19 protein-coding genes are annotated in these 16861 nt (G+C 46.3%); 10 read left to right on the top strand and 9 right to left on the bottom strand.

All coding sequences use genetic code 11. From position 1 onward, the window contains the following. The first annotated feature begins 72 nt into the window (after window positions 1-72). Together G9G53_RS14235 and yunB are read left to right on the top strand one after the other, a co-directional pair. Window positions 73-1005, top strand: coding sequence for an aldo/keto reductase (locus G9G53_RS14235; RefSeq protein WP_165148471.1), 933 nt, complete (start codon window positions 73-75; stop codon window positions 1003-1005). Window positions 1006-1131: 126 nt separating this feature from the next. Then, a complete protein-coding gene (gene yunB / locus G9G53_RS14240; RefSeq protein ID WP_165148474.1) occupies window positions 1132-1941 on the top strand; it encodes a sporulation protein YunB in 810 nt (269 codons plus the stop codon). Between the two features lie 46 nt (window positions 1942-1987). Here yunB and G9G53_RS14245 read toward each other — a convergent pair whose 3' ends face one another. Then, entirely contained in the window at window positions 1988-3094 is a 1107-nt protein-coding gene (locus tag G9G53_RS14245; protein ID WP_039272724.1) for a M23 family metallopeptidase, read from the bottom strand. Window positions 3095-3340: 246 nt separating this feature from the next. Between G9G53_RS14245 and lipA the strand changes: the two genes are divergently transcribed. Both lipA and G9G53_RS14255 read left to right on the top strand, forming a co-directional pair. Then, window positions 3341-4243 (top strand): lipoyl synthase, encoded by a 903-nt coding sequence (gene lipA, locus G9G53_RS14250; RefSeq protein ID WP_029518195.1) that lies wholly within the window; start codon window positions 3341-3343, stop codon window positions 4241-4243. Window positions 4244-4267: 24 nt separating this feature from the next. After that, window positions 4268-5182, top strand: coding sequence for a YutD family protein (locus G9G53_RS14255; RefSeq protein ID WP_165148477.1), 915 nt, complete (start codon window positions 4268-4270; stop codon window positions 5180-5182). A gap of 58 nt (window positions 5183-5240) precedes the next feature. Here G9G53_RS14255 and G9G53_RS14260 read toward each other — a convergent pair whose 3' ends face one another. Next, entirely contained in the window at window positions 5241-6044 is an 804-nt protein-coding gene (locus G9G53_RS14260; protein ID WP_013372943.1) for an NAD kinase, read from the bottom strand. 66 nt (window positions 6045-6110) lie between these two features. Next, window positions 6111-7406: a sporulation integral membrane protein YlbJ gene (gene ylbJ / locus G9G53_RS14265; protein WP_165148480.1), complete on the bottom strand. Its 1296-nt coding sequence runs from the start codon at window positions 7404-7406 to the stop codon at window positions 6111-6113. Between the two features lie 412 nt (window positions 7407-7818). Between ylbJ and G9G53_RS14270 the strand changes: the two genes are divergently transcribed. Beyond that, the gene (locus G9G53_RS14270) at window positions 7819-8196 is read left to right on the top strand and encodes a globin domain-containing protein (RefSeq protein ID WP_029518198.1); all 378 of its coding nucleotides are present in this window, start codon (window positions 7819-7821) and stop codon (window positions 8194-8196) included. A 21-nt stretch (window positions 8197-8217) separates the two neighbouring features. Further along, complete coding sequence (locus G9G53_RS14275; RefSeq protein ID WP_049817024.1) at window positions 8218-8949, top strand: DUF2225 domain-containing protein; 732 nt, start codon at window positions 8218-8220, stop codon at window positions 8947-8949. 88 nt (window positions 8950-9037) lie between these two features. On the opposite strand, the gene G9G53_RS14280 is transcribed toward G9G53_RS14275, so the two are convergent. Together G9G53_RS14280 and G9G53_RS14285 are read right to left on the bottom strand one after the other, a co-directional pair. Next, window positions 9038-9274, bottom strand: a complete 237-nt coding sequence (locus tag G9G53_RS14280) for a hypothetical protein (RefSeq protein ID WP_029518200.1) — start codon at window positions 9272-9274, stop codon at window positions 9038-9040. Further along, window positions 9271-9441 carry a YycC family protein gene (locus G9G53_RS14285; protein WP_014277894.1) on the bottom strand — a complete coding sequence of 57 codons (171 nt, stop codon included), beginning with the start codon at window positions 9439-9441 and terminating at the stop codon, window positions 9271-9273. The genes G9G53_RS14280 and G9G53_RS14285 overlap by 4 nt, the downstream gene beginning before the upstream one ends. Window positions 9442-9538: 97 nt before the next feature. On the opposite strand from G9G53_RS14285, the gene G9G53_RS14290 reads away from it, so the two are divergent. After that, on the top strand, window positions 9539-11326 hold the full coding sequence (locus G9G53_RS14290) for a M3 family oligoendopeptidase (protein WP_029518201.1): 1788 nt from the start codon (window positions 9539-9541) through the stop codon (window positions 11324-11326). A gap of 261 nt (window positions 11327-11587) precedes the next feature. Further along, on the top strand, window positions 11588-11989 hold the full coding sequence (locus G9G53_RS14295) for a hypothetical protein (protein ID WP_013311862.1): 402 nt from the start codon (window positions 11588-11590) through the stop codon (window positions 11987-11989). Between the two features lie 144 nt (window positions 11990-12133). Here the strand turns inward: G9G53_RS14295 and G9G53_RS14300 are convergent, their stop codons facing one another. Together G9G53_RS14300 and G9G53_RS14305 are read right to left on the bottom strand one after the other, a co-directional pair. Next, the gene (locus tag G9G53_RS14300) at window positions 12134-12370 is read right to left on the bottom strand and encodes an alpha/beta-type small acid-soluble spore protein (RefSeq protein ID WP_013311861.1); all 237 of its coding nucleotides are present in this window, start codon (window positions 12368-12370) and stop codon (window positions 12134-12136) included. A gap of 90 nt (window positions 12371-12460) precedes the next feature. Continuing rightward, window positions 12461-13426 (bottom strand): aldose 1-epimerase, encoded by a 966-nt coding sequence (locus G9G53_RS14305; protein WP_165148483.1) that lies wholly within the window; start codon window positions 13424-13426, stop codon window positions 12461-12463. Window positions 13427-13879: 453 nt separating this feature from the next. On the opposite strand from G9G53_RS14305, the gene trpS reads away from it, so the two are divergent. Beyond that, entirely contained in the window at window positions 13880-14869 is a 990-nt protein-coding gene (trpS, locus tag G9G53_RS14310; protein ID WP_029518204.1) for a tryptophan--tRNA ligase, read from the top strand. 43 nt (window positions 14870-14912) lie between these two features. Here the strand turns inward: trpS and G9G53_RS14315 are convergent, their stop codons facing one another. Next, window positions 14913-15080, bottom strand: a complete 168-nt coding sequence (locus G9G53_RS14315) for a hypothetical protein (RefSeq protein ID WP_007431986.1) — start codon at window positions 15078-15080, stop codon at window positions 14913-14915. Window positions 15081-15201: 121 nt separating this feature from the next. Between G9G53_RS14315 and G9G53_RS14320 the strand changes: the two genes are divergently transcribed. Continuing rightward, the gene (locus tag G9G53_RS14320) at window positions 15202-15423 is read left to right on the top strand and encodes an alpha/beta-type small acid-soluble spore protein (protein ID WP_013311857.1); all 222 of its coding nucleotides are present in this window, start codon (window positions 15202-15204) and stop codon (window positions 15421-15423) included. A gap of 254 nt (window positions 15424-15677) precedes the next feature. Here the strand turns inward: G9G53_RS14320 and G9G53_RS14325 are convergent, their stop codons facing one another. Beyond that, window positions 15678-16661, bottom strand: coding sequence for a metal-dependent hydrolase (locus tag G9G53_RS14325; protein WP_039272715.1), 984 nt, complete (start codon window positions 16659-16661; stop codon window positions 15678-15680). Between the last annotated feature and the right edge of the window lie 200 nt (window positions 16662-16861).

Raw genomic sequence — 16861 nt, forward strand, 5'->3', positions numbered from 1 at the left:
AGGTACGCACTTTGCCTTTTTTGGAATTTAATAATAAAATGGAAGTAACTTTCGAAAAGGAGATGACGTGAATTGGCAGAGCAAGTGCGTCTTGGTAAAACAGATTTATATGTAAAACCAATCGGTTTGGGTGCAAATAAGGTGGGAGGACATAATCTCTTTTCCGATTTGAACAATGAAACGGGCAAAGAAGTCGTTCGCACAGCTTTGGACAATGGCATCAACTTTCTGGATACGGCTTTTATTTATGGACCTGAGCACTCGGAACGATTAATTGGTGAGGTATTGAAAGAGCGTGGTCAGCGTGATAAAGCTGTTATTGCCACAAAGGGTGCACACAAATTTGTGAACGGAGAGATTGTTTTTGACAACTCGCCTGCTTTTTTACGAGAATCCGTCGAATCTAGTCTGAAAAGATTGCAGACCGATTATATCGATCTGTTCTATATCCATTTCCCCGATGAAGCTACGCCGAAGGCAGAAGCAGTCGGAGAACTGAAGAAGCTTAAGGACGAAGGCAAAATCAAGGCTATTGGCGTATCTAACTTTTCCATTGAACAACTTAAGGATGCGAATAGCGACGGTTATGTAGATGTGCTCCAATCCCAATATAATTTGTTTCAACGGGAAGCTGAGAAGGATCTGCTGCCTTATACCAAGGAAAATGGCATTTCGTTTGTGCCTTATTTCCCGCTAGCTTCAGGATTGCTGGGTGGTAAGTATACGAAAGACATGACCTTCACGGACATTAGAGCGAATAATCCACTGTTTCAGGGAGATACATTTGCTCTTAATTTGGACAAAGTGGAGCAGGTACGGGAGATTGCCAATGCGTTGAATGCAGAGGTTGCTCACGTAGTGCTCGCATGGTATTTGACCCGCGATTCGATTGATGCCCTCATTCCAGGGGCGAAGGGGCCGGAGCAGGTGCTGGCGAATCTGAAGACGCTAAATGTCCAATTGAGTCAGGCTGATATCGAAAAGATTGACCATATTTTCAAATAATGAGTGCACCTTATATTTGCAATTATATATTTGTTCCATCTAGAGGAGCTGCCGGACGGGCGGCTTCTTTTTCGTCCCTTCCTTGCATATCCTTGTAGGGTAAGTTCAACGCTGCGGGGGGATCGGATGATGAGAAGACCGCAATGGCACAGCGCGCCCAACAGAAGGCGACGCGGCAGACGTAGAGTATTTTTGATTGTGGTACTGGCGCTGCTGGTAGGAATCATACAGGTGGCTGCTTATGTGGAGCAGCATTTGAAGCCGCCTATGATGCATCTGGCAAAAGTGCGGGTCAAACAAATGGCGACGGAGGCTATTAATTCAGCAATTACAGCACAGGTAGAGCAGGGGAAGACAGCTGATAATTTGATCGAATGGAGAACGGATGCACAAGGAAGAACCTCCGGCTTTGTTCTGAATTATGCAGAGCATATGAAAATTACGTCAGACACGCTCAAAGCAGTTAAGGCAACGATGGACAGCATGAGCCATTTTGATGAGAGCGTTCCGATTGGTCAGGCATTGGGCAGTCCATTGTTGGCAGCTTATGGCCCCAAGATTCCTCTAAAGGTGGAGCCGCATGGAGCGATCAAGGTGGATTTAAATACGCGGCAACAGGATGCGGGCATAAACATGATCTTGGTTGAAGTGTATATTCGGATTACGACGGAAGTGTCTGTGGTTATACCGTTTGAGATGCAACCTCAGATTGTGGAGACGGAAATCCCCGTTTCTTATTTGCTGGTGGTGGGCAACGTTCCGATGTACTACTATGACAATCAGGGAAAACCAGTAGGTAAAAATGGTGCAGCCGCTCCGCAGTTGGCGTTGCCTCCCCATTCCATAGAGAGTAGCGGCGCTATAGATTCCAGCATAGTAAGTGTTCCAGAGGTACAGGAAGACCCAAACTCCTCTAGTCAGCCCCCAACGCCATAGAGCAGAGTGGAGTGGCGTGAGTTGCTCTGGAAAAATAAAAGGGACCCTATGAGGAGGTCCCTTTTGTCTTTCCTGTTTTGAGCGCTTTGCGTTCGGACTGCTCCCACTGTCTTAATAATGGATACGGGTCAAAGGACCAATCTGCCCAGCCATTGTCCCGATATATACCATAGTGCAGATGCGGTGGAAACTTGCCTTGGGTACCAGGTTTTCCATAGCCCGAGCTTCCGACCCAGCCAACCGTCTGGCCAGGTGTAACGACGTCTCCGTTGTGAACGGTTTTGTCAAAGCCGGAAAGGTGCGCATAGTAGTGATAGCGGTTGTTGAGATCTCGGATTCCGATGCGCCATCCTCCAAAGGGATTCCAGCCCTTCATTTCAACTACACCGTAGCAGGTACTGCGAACTGGAACTCCGTAGCCAGCAAACAGGTCAGTTCCTTCATGTATACGGTAGCCCCCCCAGCTGCGACGGCTTCCCCATGTGCTGCGGTAGCTATAAATGCTGCCTAAAGGAAGGGGGAAAGCTTGACTGACCAGATCCAGCTTGCCATACGTCCGATACAGCTTGGCAAACTGCTGAACTCTTTGAACTGCGCGGCTGTTATGGTAATATTCCCAAACAGCAATACCAAATTCATCCTCGTTGTTTCCATACTTTCCGAGATAAGATGCGATGCTGAACAGCAGATCCTTGTCATTATTACGGTCAGCAATTCCATCACCCGAACCGTCTTGTCCCAGCCCGGAAAATAGTTCTATGGAACGTGGATTTTGATCCTCCGAATCAGGGTTCATCAAGCCGGACCAGATCGGTCCCGTAACGAAAATACCTATGGTCCGTTCTGCATGCTTGCGATCTTTGGGATGAGCCACCGTAAGTGTACGTTCATACTGGTCGATGGCGGCCAGCCTGTACCAAGGGACTCCTGTCAGGGCTTCGATGGAACGATATAAAGCAAGCCTGGAAATATACATTGAAGACTGTGCATGTTCAGCATCTACATTAACTGTCAGGCTGCTTCCGGCGGACGAGGATTGTAAGTGATTGGCAAAGGCATGGGCAGGAAGCGGACAGGCCGTTGTCAGTGTAGCAGCGCATATCAGCAGCGATAACAGACGAACAGCGCGGGCTGTCCGCGTAGGGTAAGGCACGTGAACCGACCTCCTATAGAAGGGCTTAACCGCCCAGTAAATTCTAGACCCTATTCAATAGCGTGAATAGGGCGCTTTTGTTTAGATTGAGCCATATCCGCCGCTTTTATCCATATAAAAAGTTTACTTTTTTCGGCATCAATGTCATATCAAAAAGGGAACAATGAATGGAGGTTTTTCCATGGCTTTCATGTTATAATGTATGACAATGACAGCTTAAGCTTATCAGAAAGAAGGTCTATGCCATTGTCTAGAAAAGAGAAGGAAGCTAAGCCCGACTGGATTCGTATTAAACTTACGACAGGCGATAACTATCAAGAAATCAAGAGCATGATGCGTTCCAAGACATTACATACCGTATGTGAGGAGGCACGATGCCCTAATATATATGAATGCTGGGCCAATAGGACAGCTACATTTATGATTTTGGGTGATATTTGTACGCGTGCGTGTCGTTTTTGCGCAGTAAATACGGGATTGCCTACGGAACTTGACTTGCAGGAGCCTGATCGCGTCGCGGAAGCGGCTGGGAACATGAATTTGAAGCACTGTGTCGTAACCAGTGTGGCTCGCGACGATTTAAAAGATGGGGGCGCTACTATATTTGCAGAAACGGTTCGTGCGATTCGCGGCCGGTTACCTTTGTGCAGTGTAGAAGTATTGATTCCCGATTTTATGGGCGATATTGAATCGCTGCGAATCGTCATGGATGCCAAACCAGATATTCTGAATCATAATATTGAAACGGTGGAGCGCATGTCCGACAAGGTTCGGGCTAAAGCGAAATACCGTCGCTCTCTGGAGCTGCTTCAACGTGCGAAGCAATTAAATCCGGCTATTCCAACGAAATCAAGCATCATGCTAGGTGTCGGAGAAGAGTGGGACGAGATCTTACAAGCCATGGATGATCTGCGTAAAGTCGATTGTGACATTCTGACAATTGGTCAGTATTTGCAGCCGTCCGAGAAACATTTATATGTGCAAAAATATTATCCACCGGAAGATTTTGCGAAGTTAAAGGAAGAGGGATTACAGCGGGGATTCAGCCACGTCGAATCTGGACCGTTGGTCCGCAGCTCCTACCAAGCGCATGAGCAGGTGAAGTCAGCCGCTCAGCATAAGGAAGAAAGCGCCCTTTCGCAGGCTTGATCCGGGAAAGGCGGTCAGAATAGCTTGTTTCAAATCGGTGGTAAAAACTATGAATTGTTGCAGGATCACAAGAACGGATGGAATCCCGAAGCGTTTCGTGATCGGTATAGTGAAGTGCTGGATCGCTATGATTACATTATTGGTGATTGGGGTTACAATCAGCTGCGTCTGAAGGGCTTTTATCGAGACGGCCATCCCAAAGCAAATAAGGATACATCTATAGGGGTACTGGACGATTACATTAATGAATACTGCAATTTTGGCTGTGCCTATTTTGTGCTGCAAAAAAGCCGTGAAGTGGTTAATAAAAACGGCGTCAATGATGAAATCGTTGCTCCAGATATTCAGCAGTTGGTAGATGCTCAAAGGGAACAAGCGGGAACGTTAGAAACCGAAGAGCAGCAAGAAGTATTGCAACATATAGCTGGAGAACAGGAGTGGCCGCAACCACAACAGGATTCCACAGCTACGGAGGAATCGCTAGTGGAGCAGCCTCGAGAATTCCGAGAACCACGCGAGTTGCAACGTCGGGAACCGAAGGATGCCCAGGAAGTACGTGAGCGACAGCCGCGTGAAGCTCGCGAAAGTCGTTCATCCAGAGAAGGACGTGAAGGAAATCGGCAACGTGAGCCACGTGAAGCACGTGATTCGCGCCAGCCAAGAGAACCACGTGAAGCAAAGGATGGACGCAATCCGGGTGAAGGGCAGCAAACTCGAGAACCGCGTAGACAGCGCAATCAGCAAGGGAATTTCGATAAAAAGGAATCGCGTGGACCACGCTATGAGCGTCAACCAAAGGAAAATCGGGAGGGACGGCAAGTTCGTGTCTCACGTGAACCTGAGGGCCAGCGTCAGACCCATCCAGCTGCTAAAGCCGAAAAAACTGAGGGTAGTAAAAAGAATAAAACATTTACTGCTCCACAACAAAACGGTTCCTGAATTTTCAGGAACCGTTTTGTTTGTAAAAAAAGAGCCAGAGTCGGCTCTTTTACAGGTTCTAATTAAGAAAGGCGTTGCGTACTCGATCCCAAAATGGGAAAGGACGGTAACGAGCGAAGCTGATCTTCTGACTTGCGACCTGACATCGAACAGAGATTAAGTCATCCACAGGAAAGTTCAGGTGATCTACTGTCAATAAAAGACGCTGATCTTTCCGTGAAAAAATATCACAATGATGATGTTTGGGCAGTAGCAATGGCGATCCTAGTGTCCGATACACGCGGTTATTAATGGAAGCGATCTCAGTCAATTGCAATGCTTCAATGGTGGGATGAACCATAGCTCCGCCAAGTGCTTTATTATAGGCGGTCGTCCCTGAGGGGGTAGAAACACATATACCGTCACCGCGAAACATTTCAAAGGTGATATCGTTAATATCTACTTGGGCAACGACAGTGCCATCCACCCCTTTTAACGTAAACTCATTCAAGGCAATAAAAGAAGCATTGCCTGATTTCTTGTGAATTTCCAACTCAATCAGTGGATACTTAACGATTCTCGGGTTAAGCGGTCCCTCAGATCCGCTTTGGCTCATCAGGTGGATTAGCTCCTCCAGCTCGTCCGCACGCCAATCGGCGTAAAAGCCTAGATGACCGGTATGTACACCAACAAAGGCAATATCCGGAATGCGGTCGATGAAGGTATGAAACGCATGAAGCATTGTACCATCGCCTCCAATAGACACGACGATTTCCGGCGATTCGGCATCCAGCTTGAAATTCTTTTCTTGGGCAAGACGGTGAAATTGCTGACTCAAGTCCATGGAGTGCTGATCCCCGCGATCCAGAACATAATATCTCAAGATGAAAAGCTCCTTTGTCATGGGTATATATCGATCATAATCAATTATGAGCAAGAACACAATCGTTCATTGCCTGTGTGTTCTTCTCAAACGTACGTATAAGCGACGGGTACCCACACTCAACCATGAGAGACTAAGCATTCCAGCCAGTATAAAGCCAAGAAACAGCAGACTTTGCAACAGCATGGCGGACGAGAAGCCAGGGGACCATACGATGTCGTATATTGGAAAAAAGACTGGAGAGCTTCCCTGTCCCATCAGAGGCTGCCATAACACGAGAGCGAGCAGTGCCGAGATGAAGCCGTGCGCAGCCCGGGCCAACAAAAATGGCATATAACGAAGATCCGTCATATTTAAAATACTTGCAACCTGCGCATGAACCGATAGCCCGCCCCAGGAGAGCACAAAAGCGGCTGCGGCTACCTTGAATGGTATCGCTGCCGTGGCTTTACCTGCGGCCTGCGCTCCTAAAGTGACTTCGAAAATACCACCTACGATGGACTCCGTTAACGTAGGAGGAAGACCACATGCAGTCAAGAGGTTTGCCGTAAGCAGATGAAGCCCGCTCATTAAACCGGAGTTCGTCAAAGCTTCTAAAATGACGCAGAAGAATACAACTAGCCCTCCTACGACAATAATAAGGCGTAGGGAGGAAGTAATCGCCTGACGGAGTAACTCACCCAATGGACGACCATCTTCCAAACGAGCTGTATGCATGGCATATAATGCTTGGCGTAGGGGTCCAGGCTGTCTATTGCGACCAGCAGCTTTTGTATTTGTGGACTTCGACCAGGCTTTTGGAGTAGGTTGAGGGCGGTCGCTGCGAGTATCTGTTTCCCCTGAACGAGAACCGTGGAAGCGCATAAGTAGCCCGATGATGAGCACACCACCATAATGAGCCGCGCCCAGTACGAGTGCAATTTCTGGTTGATGGAAGAAGCCAACGGAAACCGCACCGATCAAGAATATCGGATCAGAGGAAGTCGTAAATGCGACCAAACGCTCTCCTTCAATGCGTGTGATCCATTTTTGCTCCCACAGCTTGGCTGTTAGTTTAGCTCCAATCGGGTAACCGGATGCACAGCTGACCGCAGCGACAAAACCTCCACAGCCAGGTACACGGAATAGAGGCTGCATCAGCGGATCCAACAGCGCACCTATGAAATGAACAATTCCGAAACCGAGGAGAAGCTCGGAAATAACGAAAAACGGGAATAAAGATGGAAACAGCACGTCCCACCAGATGGCAAGCCCCCGAAGCCCGGCATTCAGAGAAGATTGCGGGTATACAGCCATAAGTATAAATAGGAATAGCAGTGAAAGGATGAGCAGAGGAAGCGAGTAACGACGGTATAGCGACATAGAGGCCCCTCCTTTGGAGTTGTACTATTATACCTATGTCGGGGATGGACAAAGAGTACAAAAAAAACAAAGAAAACGGTTACATTTGTTGCTGTATTTTTGTAAATAGTATGTTAAAATAGGAAAACAACGATCCATAACCTTAAGGATGGAGTGATCAGGATGAGTATCGTTGCCGGTCTGTTCGTATGTGCTTTTGTGTATGTTATTCGTGCCTCTCTCGTCCATTCCGGTGAAGAGGATTGGCGGAGTTATTAATTGTATTTATAGAATGACGAAGCTATGTGCAACGAAGCACATCCTCTTCATATGTTAAATTGATAAAATGACGCTTATTTTTAGCGTCATTTTTTGTTTTTTGTTATAATACGGGTGTATATTTATTACCATAGCACAGAAAGTTGGAGGAAAAGTGAACCCTAGCCTGAGCATTTATGACAACCTTGGGGGCGCGGAAGGTATTCGTGCTATTATTGAGGCCTTCTACCCGAGAGTTTATAAAGATCCGTTGTTAAGTCCCCTGTTTCCTAAAGACATGGAACCGGTTAAGGAAAAGCAGTTTATGTTCCTGAGCCAGTTTTTTGGAGGACCGTCCCTTTTTTCTGATGCATATGGTCATCCGATGTTACGTGCGAGACATATGAAGTTTCCCGTTACGGAGGAGCGAGCAGAGGCATGGTTGTCTTGTATGGCAGGTGCGTTAACGGATACGGGCATTGAGGAGCCGCTTCGTTCAATCATACTTAACCGTTTGTCTGGTCCTGCGCATCATTTTGTAAATACCCCGTAAGCTTGCGGGGATTGCCGAATTTTGGAGAGGGTTGTAAAAACATTGGAACTTGAACCGTTATATCAGATTAAAATCACCTGCACACATTGTGAAGAAGAATTTCAGACATCTCGTGTCAGACCAAGCCTAAAGAAGGCCATTCGTACAGATTCAGATTTTTGCGCTTATTATAAGAATGAAAATCCGGATTTTTATGTCGTAAGGGTCTGTCCTCATTGTGGGTTTACCTCGACAGAGCACTCTACCGTTCAGTTAAGCGATCAGCAAACCAAGATTTTTAGAGATAAAATCGGTAATCGCTGGCAGTCTCGCGAATATGGCGGGCATCGTAGCTGGGAAGAGGCATTAGAAACGTATAAACTGGGTTTACTCTGTGCCCAGGTCATCGGAGAAAAGGAACGCGTAGTAGCCAGTCTATTACAGCATATCGCATGGATGTACAGATACCAGGGAAATGAGGAGCAGGAGCTTCGCTTTCTCAAATTTAGTCTGGATTCTTACGTTCGGGTTTATGAACTGGAGGGTGTCGGGGCGAATAATGCCAAACTGCTGTATCTGATTGGTGAATTGCATCGACGTACAGGGAACTTTAACGAAGCGGTACGCTGGTTTTCGCGTGTCATTAATGACAAAAAGATTATGGATGCAGCCATGATCCGGGCTTCCCGCGAACAGTGGTCTGTACTGCGAGAACAAATGATGGCTAAAAATTTCCAACTGCCGGAGGAAATGCAAGACGCAAGCTCCTCCTGAAGAAATAAAGGTGTGCACTATGGCCGATTTAGGCTCATGGTTCACACCTTGTTTGTAAAACGGGTTATATTCTCTTACAACTCATGAATTAATGATGACGCAATGTGGTATCTGACAGCAAATAATCGTCATCACAATCCACTAAAGTAACCTTGTTATGGCAACATGGAAACACAAGCAGCTTTTTCATACCTTCGTGTATGAGCTTAAGTTCTTTAGGCTTCAGGGGCAGCAATACATTATCCTGGTCGCAAAACGGACAAGACTGTACATAAACGTCTCCCATGACGATGTCATAAGGCCAGGTTTTATGAAAAGGGATCATGATTTGTCCGATTCTCCGCCGTTCGGGTCAGCGGTTTCTTCTTTAGCCAGTTCGGCCAGCTTTTGCATCAAAATGTGCTGGGGTGTATGCATAAGGTGTTCCAGCGGAATACCGAGCTTTTCGGATAATTTCACAGCCGTTTCCGGCGAAATTTGTAAGGGTCTCATTCTGTTTTCCTCCCAATTGTAGTGATTTACTATCACGATGTAGCTTTATTGTATATGAAACCACATGAATTCGCCAAAAAAGAAAGGTGGAACTATTATGAAAACACCGTTAAAGCAAACATGGGATCTGGAATCTATTTTTAGCGGAGGGTCTTCCTCTGCCTCATTCCATGCATTTTTGGAAGAATTGGAAAGCAAGGTCCAACAGCTGCAGTCCCAGCTTAAAGCAGCTAAAGTACCACAAACGGTATTGGATACCGAGCGTCTGGATAGTGTATTGAGTAGCATCCAGGAGCTGTTTAATGGCGCGTCGCAGGCGGGTTCCTTTGTCTCTTGTCTAACTGCTCAAAACCAGCACGACAAGCTGGCTGTTCAACTGGGAGCGCGTGTCAACACGCTGTATGCCCAAGGGAAAAGTGCTTTAGTATCTTTCCAGAACTTGCTGGCACAAACCAGTGAAGACATTTGGCAGAAATGGATGGAGCGCGAAGCTATCCAGCCGATTTCTTTTGTCCTGAACGAATATCGGAACGAAGCACGTGAAAAAATGGCTCCTGAGCTGGAAAGCCTTGCATTGGATCTGGCAGTGGATGGCTACCATGGATGGGGCGACTTCTATGATACCATTGTCAAAAATATGACGATCCCTGTACCAGAAAATGGCGAGATCGTAAACCTGTCTGTAGGTCAAGCAGCTAATAAGCTGGATGAAGCAGATCGCAGCGTACGTAAAGATGTGTTTGCACGTTGGGAAGAGGCATGGGCTCAGGTAGAGGACTATTGCGCGGATACATTGAATCATTTGGCAGGCTTCCGTCTGAAGCTATATGAAAAACGAGGCTGGACAGATGTGCTTAAAGAACCGCTGGAAATCAGCCGTATGTCCGCACAAACGCTGGATACGATGTGGCAGGTTATTAATGAAACAAAGCCTATTGTAGTTAAATACTTGGAGCGGAAAGCAAAGCTGCTGGGCTTAGAGAAGCTGTCCTGGCATGACGTTGAAGCTCCGCTGGGAACATCAACCACTAAAATCCCATACGACGATGCTGCTGTAACGATTGTTGAGCAATTTGGTAAATTTAGCTCGAGAATGGCTGACTTTGCCCAAATGGCTTTTGAGAAAAGTTGGATTGAAGCAGAGGATCGTCCTGGCAAACGTCCGGGTGGTTTCTGTACATCTCTGCGTCTAAGCAAAGAGACCCGTATTTTTATGACCTATGCCGGATCACCATCCAACGTTTCGACACTGGCCCATGAGCTCGGACACGGTTATCACCAGCATGTGATGAATGAATTGCACCCATTGAATCAGAATTATGCCATGAACGTAGCTGAGACGGCGTCGACGCTGGCAGAACTTATTGTATCAGATGCTTTGCTGGAAGCTGCCGAGGGTCAGGAGAAGGTAGCTTTGCTGGAGGATAAAATTCAGCGTGGTGTAGCCTTCTTTATGAACATTCATGCCCGTTTCCTATTTGAAACCCGTTTTTACGAGTTGCGGAAAAAAGGAGTCGTAGGAGCACAACAATTAAGCGAGTTGATGGAACAAGCGCAGCGTGAAGCGTTTAGTGGTATCCTGGATGAGGCTCATCCTCATTTTTGGGCATCCAAGCTGCATTTCTATATTACGGACACTCCTTTCTACAACTTCCCGTACACATTCGGGTATATGTTCAGTGCAGGAATTTACGCTTTTGCGAAGGAAAACCCTGACGGCTTCGCCGACCAATATGATGCCTTGCTGCGTGATACAGGTCGCATGACAGTCGAAGAATTGGCTTCCAAGCACTTAGGTACCGATTTAACACAGGCTGACTTCTGGCGTAATGCTGCGCAAGTTACTGTTCAGGATATTGAGCAATTTTTACAAATGACAAAATAACGGATTTACACTTTTGAAAGGTCTCCTATAAGGGAGGCCTTTTTTGTAATTTTTACAGAAGATGATGAACAAAGTCGCAAAATGTCGAAGTGTAATTAACATTACCTGTTGGCGAAATTTAAAATGATGGATATACTTAGAAAATAGTTATAAATACCCAATTATGTTGGTTTTGATTGTAAGGTTAAAAATCTTCGCATATAATTGAGCCGTAAGACCTATTAATTATTTTCGGACAAGGTATATAGGAGGGTTTTTGTAATGGATGAAGTAGGTCAATTGTCGTTGGCAAGGCAGATGGATATCGTTTTAAAAGAACTGGATAATGAACTGGCGGGTTTGTCGTCAGGCATCGTATTTGTACAAATACGTAACAATGTAGTTGGGAAGTTTGGGATTCGCCATAATCCGCTTGCAGGTAAGGGTGGCACGTTTGCAGCAGTAGAACCGGGGTTATCAGCAAAGCATCGGGAGGATTTTCGGCGTATGGCCCTAGAAACGCTAAATCATAAGCGTAGCTGGACTCATGGTGAGATTGCTTTCGATTTTGCCATCAGACAAGGAACGATTTTGGTAGATGCAACACTGGAGTCCAACTACAACATGGCGAATCTCATGATCCGCTACAACAAGCCTACATACCGAGCGGCTAATTCGGAATAATCATCAATATGAGAATTTTGCAAAATCCTAATTTAAAAAAGAGAAAAGGCGGCCTTCCTTGGGAAGACCGCCTATGTTATATGCCCGTTATAACGCATTTTGGTAAATTACGATGAACGGAATGCTCATGTGGAATAATGACGCTTATTGACCTGAACGTCCTGATAATTGCTGTTCGGCCAGCTGTACCAAGCGTTTAGTGATATAGCCTCCCAGAGAACCAGCTTCACGGGATGGCATGTCACCGTAGTAACCGTCTGCCGGAATGGTGATGCCCAGCTCTTGTGCAGCTTCATATTTCAATTGTTGCAGTGCGTTGTTGGCTTGAGGAACAACAAGGTTGTTACTGCGACGACTTCTGCCTTGATTAGCTTCATTCATGTGTAGTCACCTCCTTCGGCTGTGATGAGGTTAGTATGCGACAGAGTTATGAAAATATGCGCCGAAGGAAGGAAAGTGACTAGAGGGAAATTACGGATATATGATATGAATCTGAGTTTTGAGATCGATGGATTGCTTAGGCTCCAGACGGATCAGCCCGCCTCCTTCAACAGGATCAGGTAAATTAGGAGCATCTGACAGCCAGGTATAAGGCTCAATGCAAAGATACTGATCGCATTCACCTTTGGTGTATAACACCCAATACTTAAAGTATTGCTCATCTGCTGTGTAGCGGATTTGATAACCATCATCACGAGTCAAAAGAGCTACAGCAGGGCCTTCCGTTGCCCGCAGCAGCGTGTCTAGATTTGTTCCTTTCAGTGAAAGACCCGAAGAGAGCTGTTCCAAGTCATTCAACGAAGTAATCATACCTGTAGGTAGCTGTTCAGCATCCTGCTCATATACGCCGTTCACAGGTAGCTTTAGGCGCCAGCGCTCAGGTTCTCCGTCCACCATAAACCAAGTGTGATATCCCAAGCCAAATGGGGCTGCTTTTTCACCCAAATTGGTTACGCGCAGTGTTTGACTTAATATAGCACCCTGCAAGCGATACGTCATCTCCAGACGCAAAGGAATGGGGAATTGTTCCATCCAGTGCGGATCACTTTCTGTCAAAAGCTCGGTAGTGACACTGCAACCTTCTTCATCCTCTTCAATATCACTGCAGCGCCAGGATTGATTACGATGCAGACCGTGTATATGGTTGTCATTGGCTGTATTTCGGTCGAACTGGTAAGGAACACCGTCAAACTCAAATTGTCCTTTGCGAATTCGGCCAGGAGGAATCAAAATGGGCAAGCCAAAATGATAAGGCTTTTGTAAATAAAAAGCCAATTCTTCCTCACCGGGCCGACGTACGATATCCCTGTCGAGCTTCAGATCACGCACTGAGATAATATTATTCCCGAGGCGAGGGATCATCGTAACTTCCAGTTCACCACTATGTAAAACATACGTGTCGTAACCGTTCCAGTGTTCTTTGGTCACTTGTTTCATATCCATGCTCCTTTGTCCACTATAATCGGTTGAAGCTTCGTGTCATTATGATAACAGATTTTTGATCGTAGGGCACAATCGTCATTTGACAATAACATTATGCGGAATTATCATTAATGTAGTTTAGAAAGTAATGACATGGATAACGCGATGATGAGGACAAGTAAGCTTTCGCATAAGCTCTTCAGAAAGCCGGTGGTGGATGGGAACCGGTGAGCCTGCATTGCTGAATGGACCTTGGAGTGCCGCACAGAACAGGATTTTACAGTCCTCAGTATGACGGCCGATTGCTCCCCGTTAACGGAGCTTTAAGATTGCAATCAGTCATGGCGCATAGCTCCGATAAGCAAAGGCTGACGGCAATGAATAAGGGTGGTACCACGGTCTCGCGTCCCTTGAGGATGCGGGGCCTTTTTGCGTTCTAAATATTGAAATAATCGGAGGAGGAAGAGTATGAAAACTGTACTTTCAGGTATTCAGCCTAGTGGACAACTTACTTTGGGCAACTACATTGGTGCAATGAAAAACTTTGTCAAATTGCAAGAGGATCACCAATGTTACTTTATGGTTCCAGATCTTCATGCGATTACCGTACCGCAGGAACCAGCTCAATTACGCGAGCAGTCGGAGGCGGTAGCGGCATTATTTATTGCAGCGGGTATTAACCCAGAGAAATCCAACGTCTTTTTACAATCCCATGTTCCTCAGCACGCTGAGCTGGGATGGTTGATGACAACACTGACGAATATGGGCGAGCTGGAACGTATGACTCAGTTTAAGGACAAGGCTGCTGGCAAGGATTCCGTAGGAGCAGGGTTGTTCGTATATCCGTCGTTGATGGCAGCTGACATTTTGCTCTACAACGCGGATCTCGTCCCGGTGGGCGAAGATCAGAAACAGCATCTGGAACTGACACGGGATTTGGCTGGCCGCTTTAATCATCGTTATGGAGATTATTTTACAATTCCCGAGCCGTATATCCCTGAAGTAGGGGCAAGAATTATGTCCCTGGATGATGCATCCAAAAAAATGAGCAAGAGTAATCCGAATGCAGGCAGTTTTATTGCGCTACTGGACGAACCGAAAGTCATACGCAAGAAAATCAGCCGCGCTACGACCGATTCTGGCAGTGAGGTTAGATATGATCTGGCCAATAAACCTGAAATTAGTAATCTAATGAGCATTTACAGCCAGTGTTCCGGTTTGTCGCTCCAAGAAGTGCAGGATCGTTATGAAGGCCAAATGTACGGGACATTTAAAAAAGAACTGGCAGAGACGGTTGTGGCTATGCTTGAACCGATTCAGCAACGCTATCGCGATATCCGGGAATCTGGTGAAATTGGACATATTTTGGCCCAATCCGCAGAGCGTGCACAAGAAGCTGCTGAAGTCACGCTGTCTGCGGTCAAAGAGCGCATGGGCTTTCTGCCACGTCTACGCTAAAGCATATTGAGGCGAAACGAATTAGGCCTTTTATAGGATTGGATTAGGAGCGGCGTTGTCGGGCTTTGACCACGAAACCCCAGCCAATATTGCCGACAGATAATAGCCCCAGTAGAATGGCAAGCCATGCGGAATAACTGATGGATATAGCGGCTGCGGTCAGCAGGACAATGGATGAAACGGCGAACCATAGGGATAAACCTTTGCTCATTGGTAAAAACCTCCAGTGTTCGAATGTTGAATTTCAGGAATAAGTAGTTGTAAGCGAGCCATAATAATCTTGCAAGCTTGCAATGAACCTCACTCACAAAGAACTGAAAGGAGATTCAAATATGAGCAGACGTCGTTCAAACAACCTGCAAGTACCGCAGGCCAACGCCGCTTTACAACAATTAAAATATGAGGCAGCTCAAGAACTTGGCATCACCATCCCTCAGGACGGTTACTTCGGTAATGTTGTTTCCCGCGAAACAGGTTCTCTTGGGGGATATATTACGAAAAAGCTAGTCCAACAAGCAGAACAATCCTTGTCGGGCAGCAGCCGTTTGCAGTAATACACATAAACACTCCATCTTGGAAGCTGTATTATGAGCAACTGTCATGAAGAAAATCCGGAGCGATCATGCTCCGGATTTTTTTTACGCATGGCTTATGACCATTGTGAATCACGCAAGTCCGCTTCGTCAAGAGGGCGCTTTCATGAGATGTGATTTTTGGCGCGAATGGCCAAAAAAACAGCAAGCTCCCAGATTAAGGGGGAACTTGCTGTTTCTTGTTCATACGGCTGGTTGTTAGCTTGTAGCAGATTTTAATTCGTATGCAGGGAAAGGCGTTTTTGCATCTTTTCGTCACTGAGCCATCCGATATAACTGTTGATCAGCCCGAACTGCTTATCCATCGCGACCACAGCCACGAATGGATATTGCCTCCGGTGTCGATACCTCACGTCTCCCCATCGCACAATGTAGCCCCATTCCAGTTCTTCCACCTCGGCAACAGCAAAGGAGGAGAAATAGCGAAATGCCTGCACATCGCGATAGGATTTGGATGCTTCTACGGCAGGATGTGTGGATGGAATTGCGTGTTTCGTCCAAAATAAGTGCGAGCCATTTAATCCGCCAATGTCATAACTTCCATTCTGATGAGCTTTTACCACATGCCACCGGTTCCATGATACGGTGGGAATGATATAATAATTGTCGCCCTCCTGACGCTCGTTGTCCATATTACGTACCGCTTTTCTGGTTATAAAATGACTCCAGGTTCGCCAAATGTAATACAGGCCAATAATGACGTACAGCGTAATAAATAAGGGAGCAGGTGGAATCAATCCGGTGATCCACAGCATAATCGCAGCAACATGGGTGCCAAAAATAAAGGGATCGAAAATATGGATGATATTCCAAGATATCCACTTGTTTGTAAACGGCCGGAATGCCTGTGTTCCGTACGTATTAAATAAATCTGTGAATACATGCAGGCAGACGGCAATCGTTACCCATAATGCTACATGACCTGGGGGCACATCTCTGAAGATCAGGCAAATTAGCCCTGTTATGGACAAGATCCATATCAACCAGAAGGGAATTGAATGCGACAGTCCACGGTGATTGCGAATGTAGGCTGCATTATTTTTCAACCGAAGCAAAGTGTCAAAATCCGGAGCTTGTGACCCTACAACTGTAGCGAGCAGCACCACTGCGGCCAACTTTGGATCTCCGGCGACGACAGGGTCAGTGTAGGCCAGACCGGCCAATCCGATTCCCATGACAAAGTGTGTGGCTGTATCCATATCTGTCGCTCCTTTTGTATTGTTTCCTGTACTTATTACTACCCAAATTTACTGTAAACGATCAGCAGGGGCGATTTGCCATCGGAATTGTGAACGTTTTGTGCGTTTTCTGTCAAACTTTTTAGGGTAGGTATATGATAAAATTTATATCGGAGTTCAACTTACTCCCGAATTCATACATCTCTAAGGGGGAGTTACTC

Source organism: Paenibacillus sp. EKM206P (assembly GCF_011066155.1).
Taxonomy (GTDB): Bacteria; Bacillota; Bacilli; order Paenibacillales; family Paenibacillaceae; genus Paenibacillus; species Paenibacillus polymyxa_D.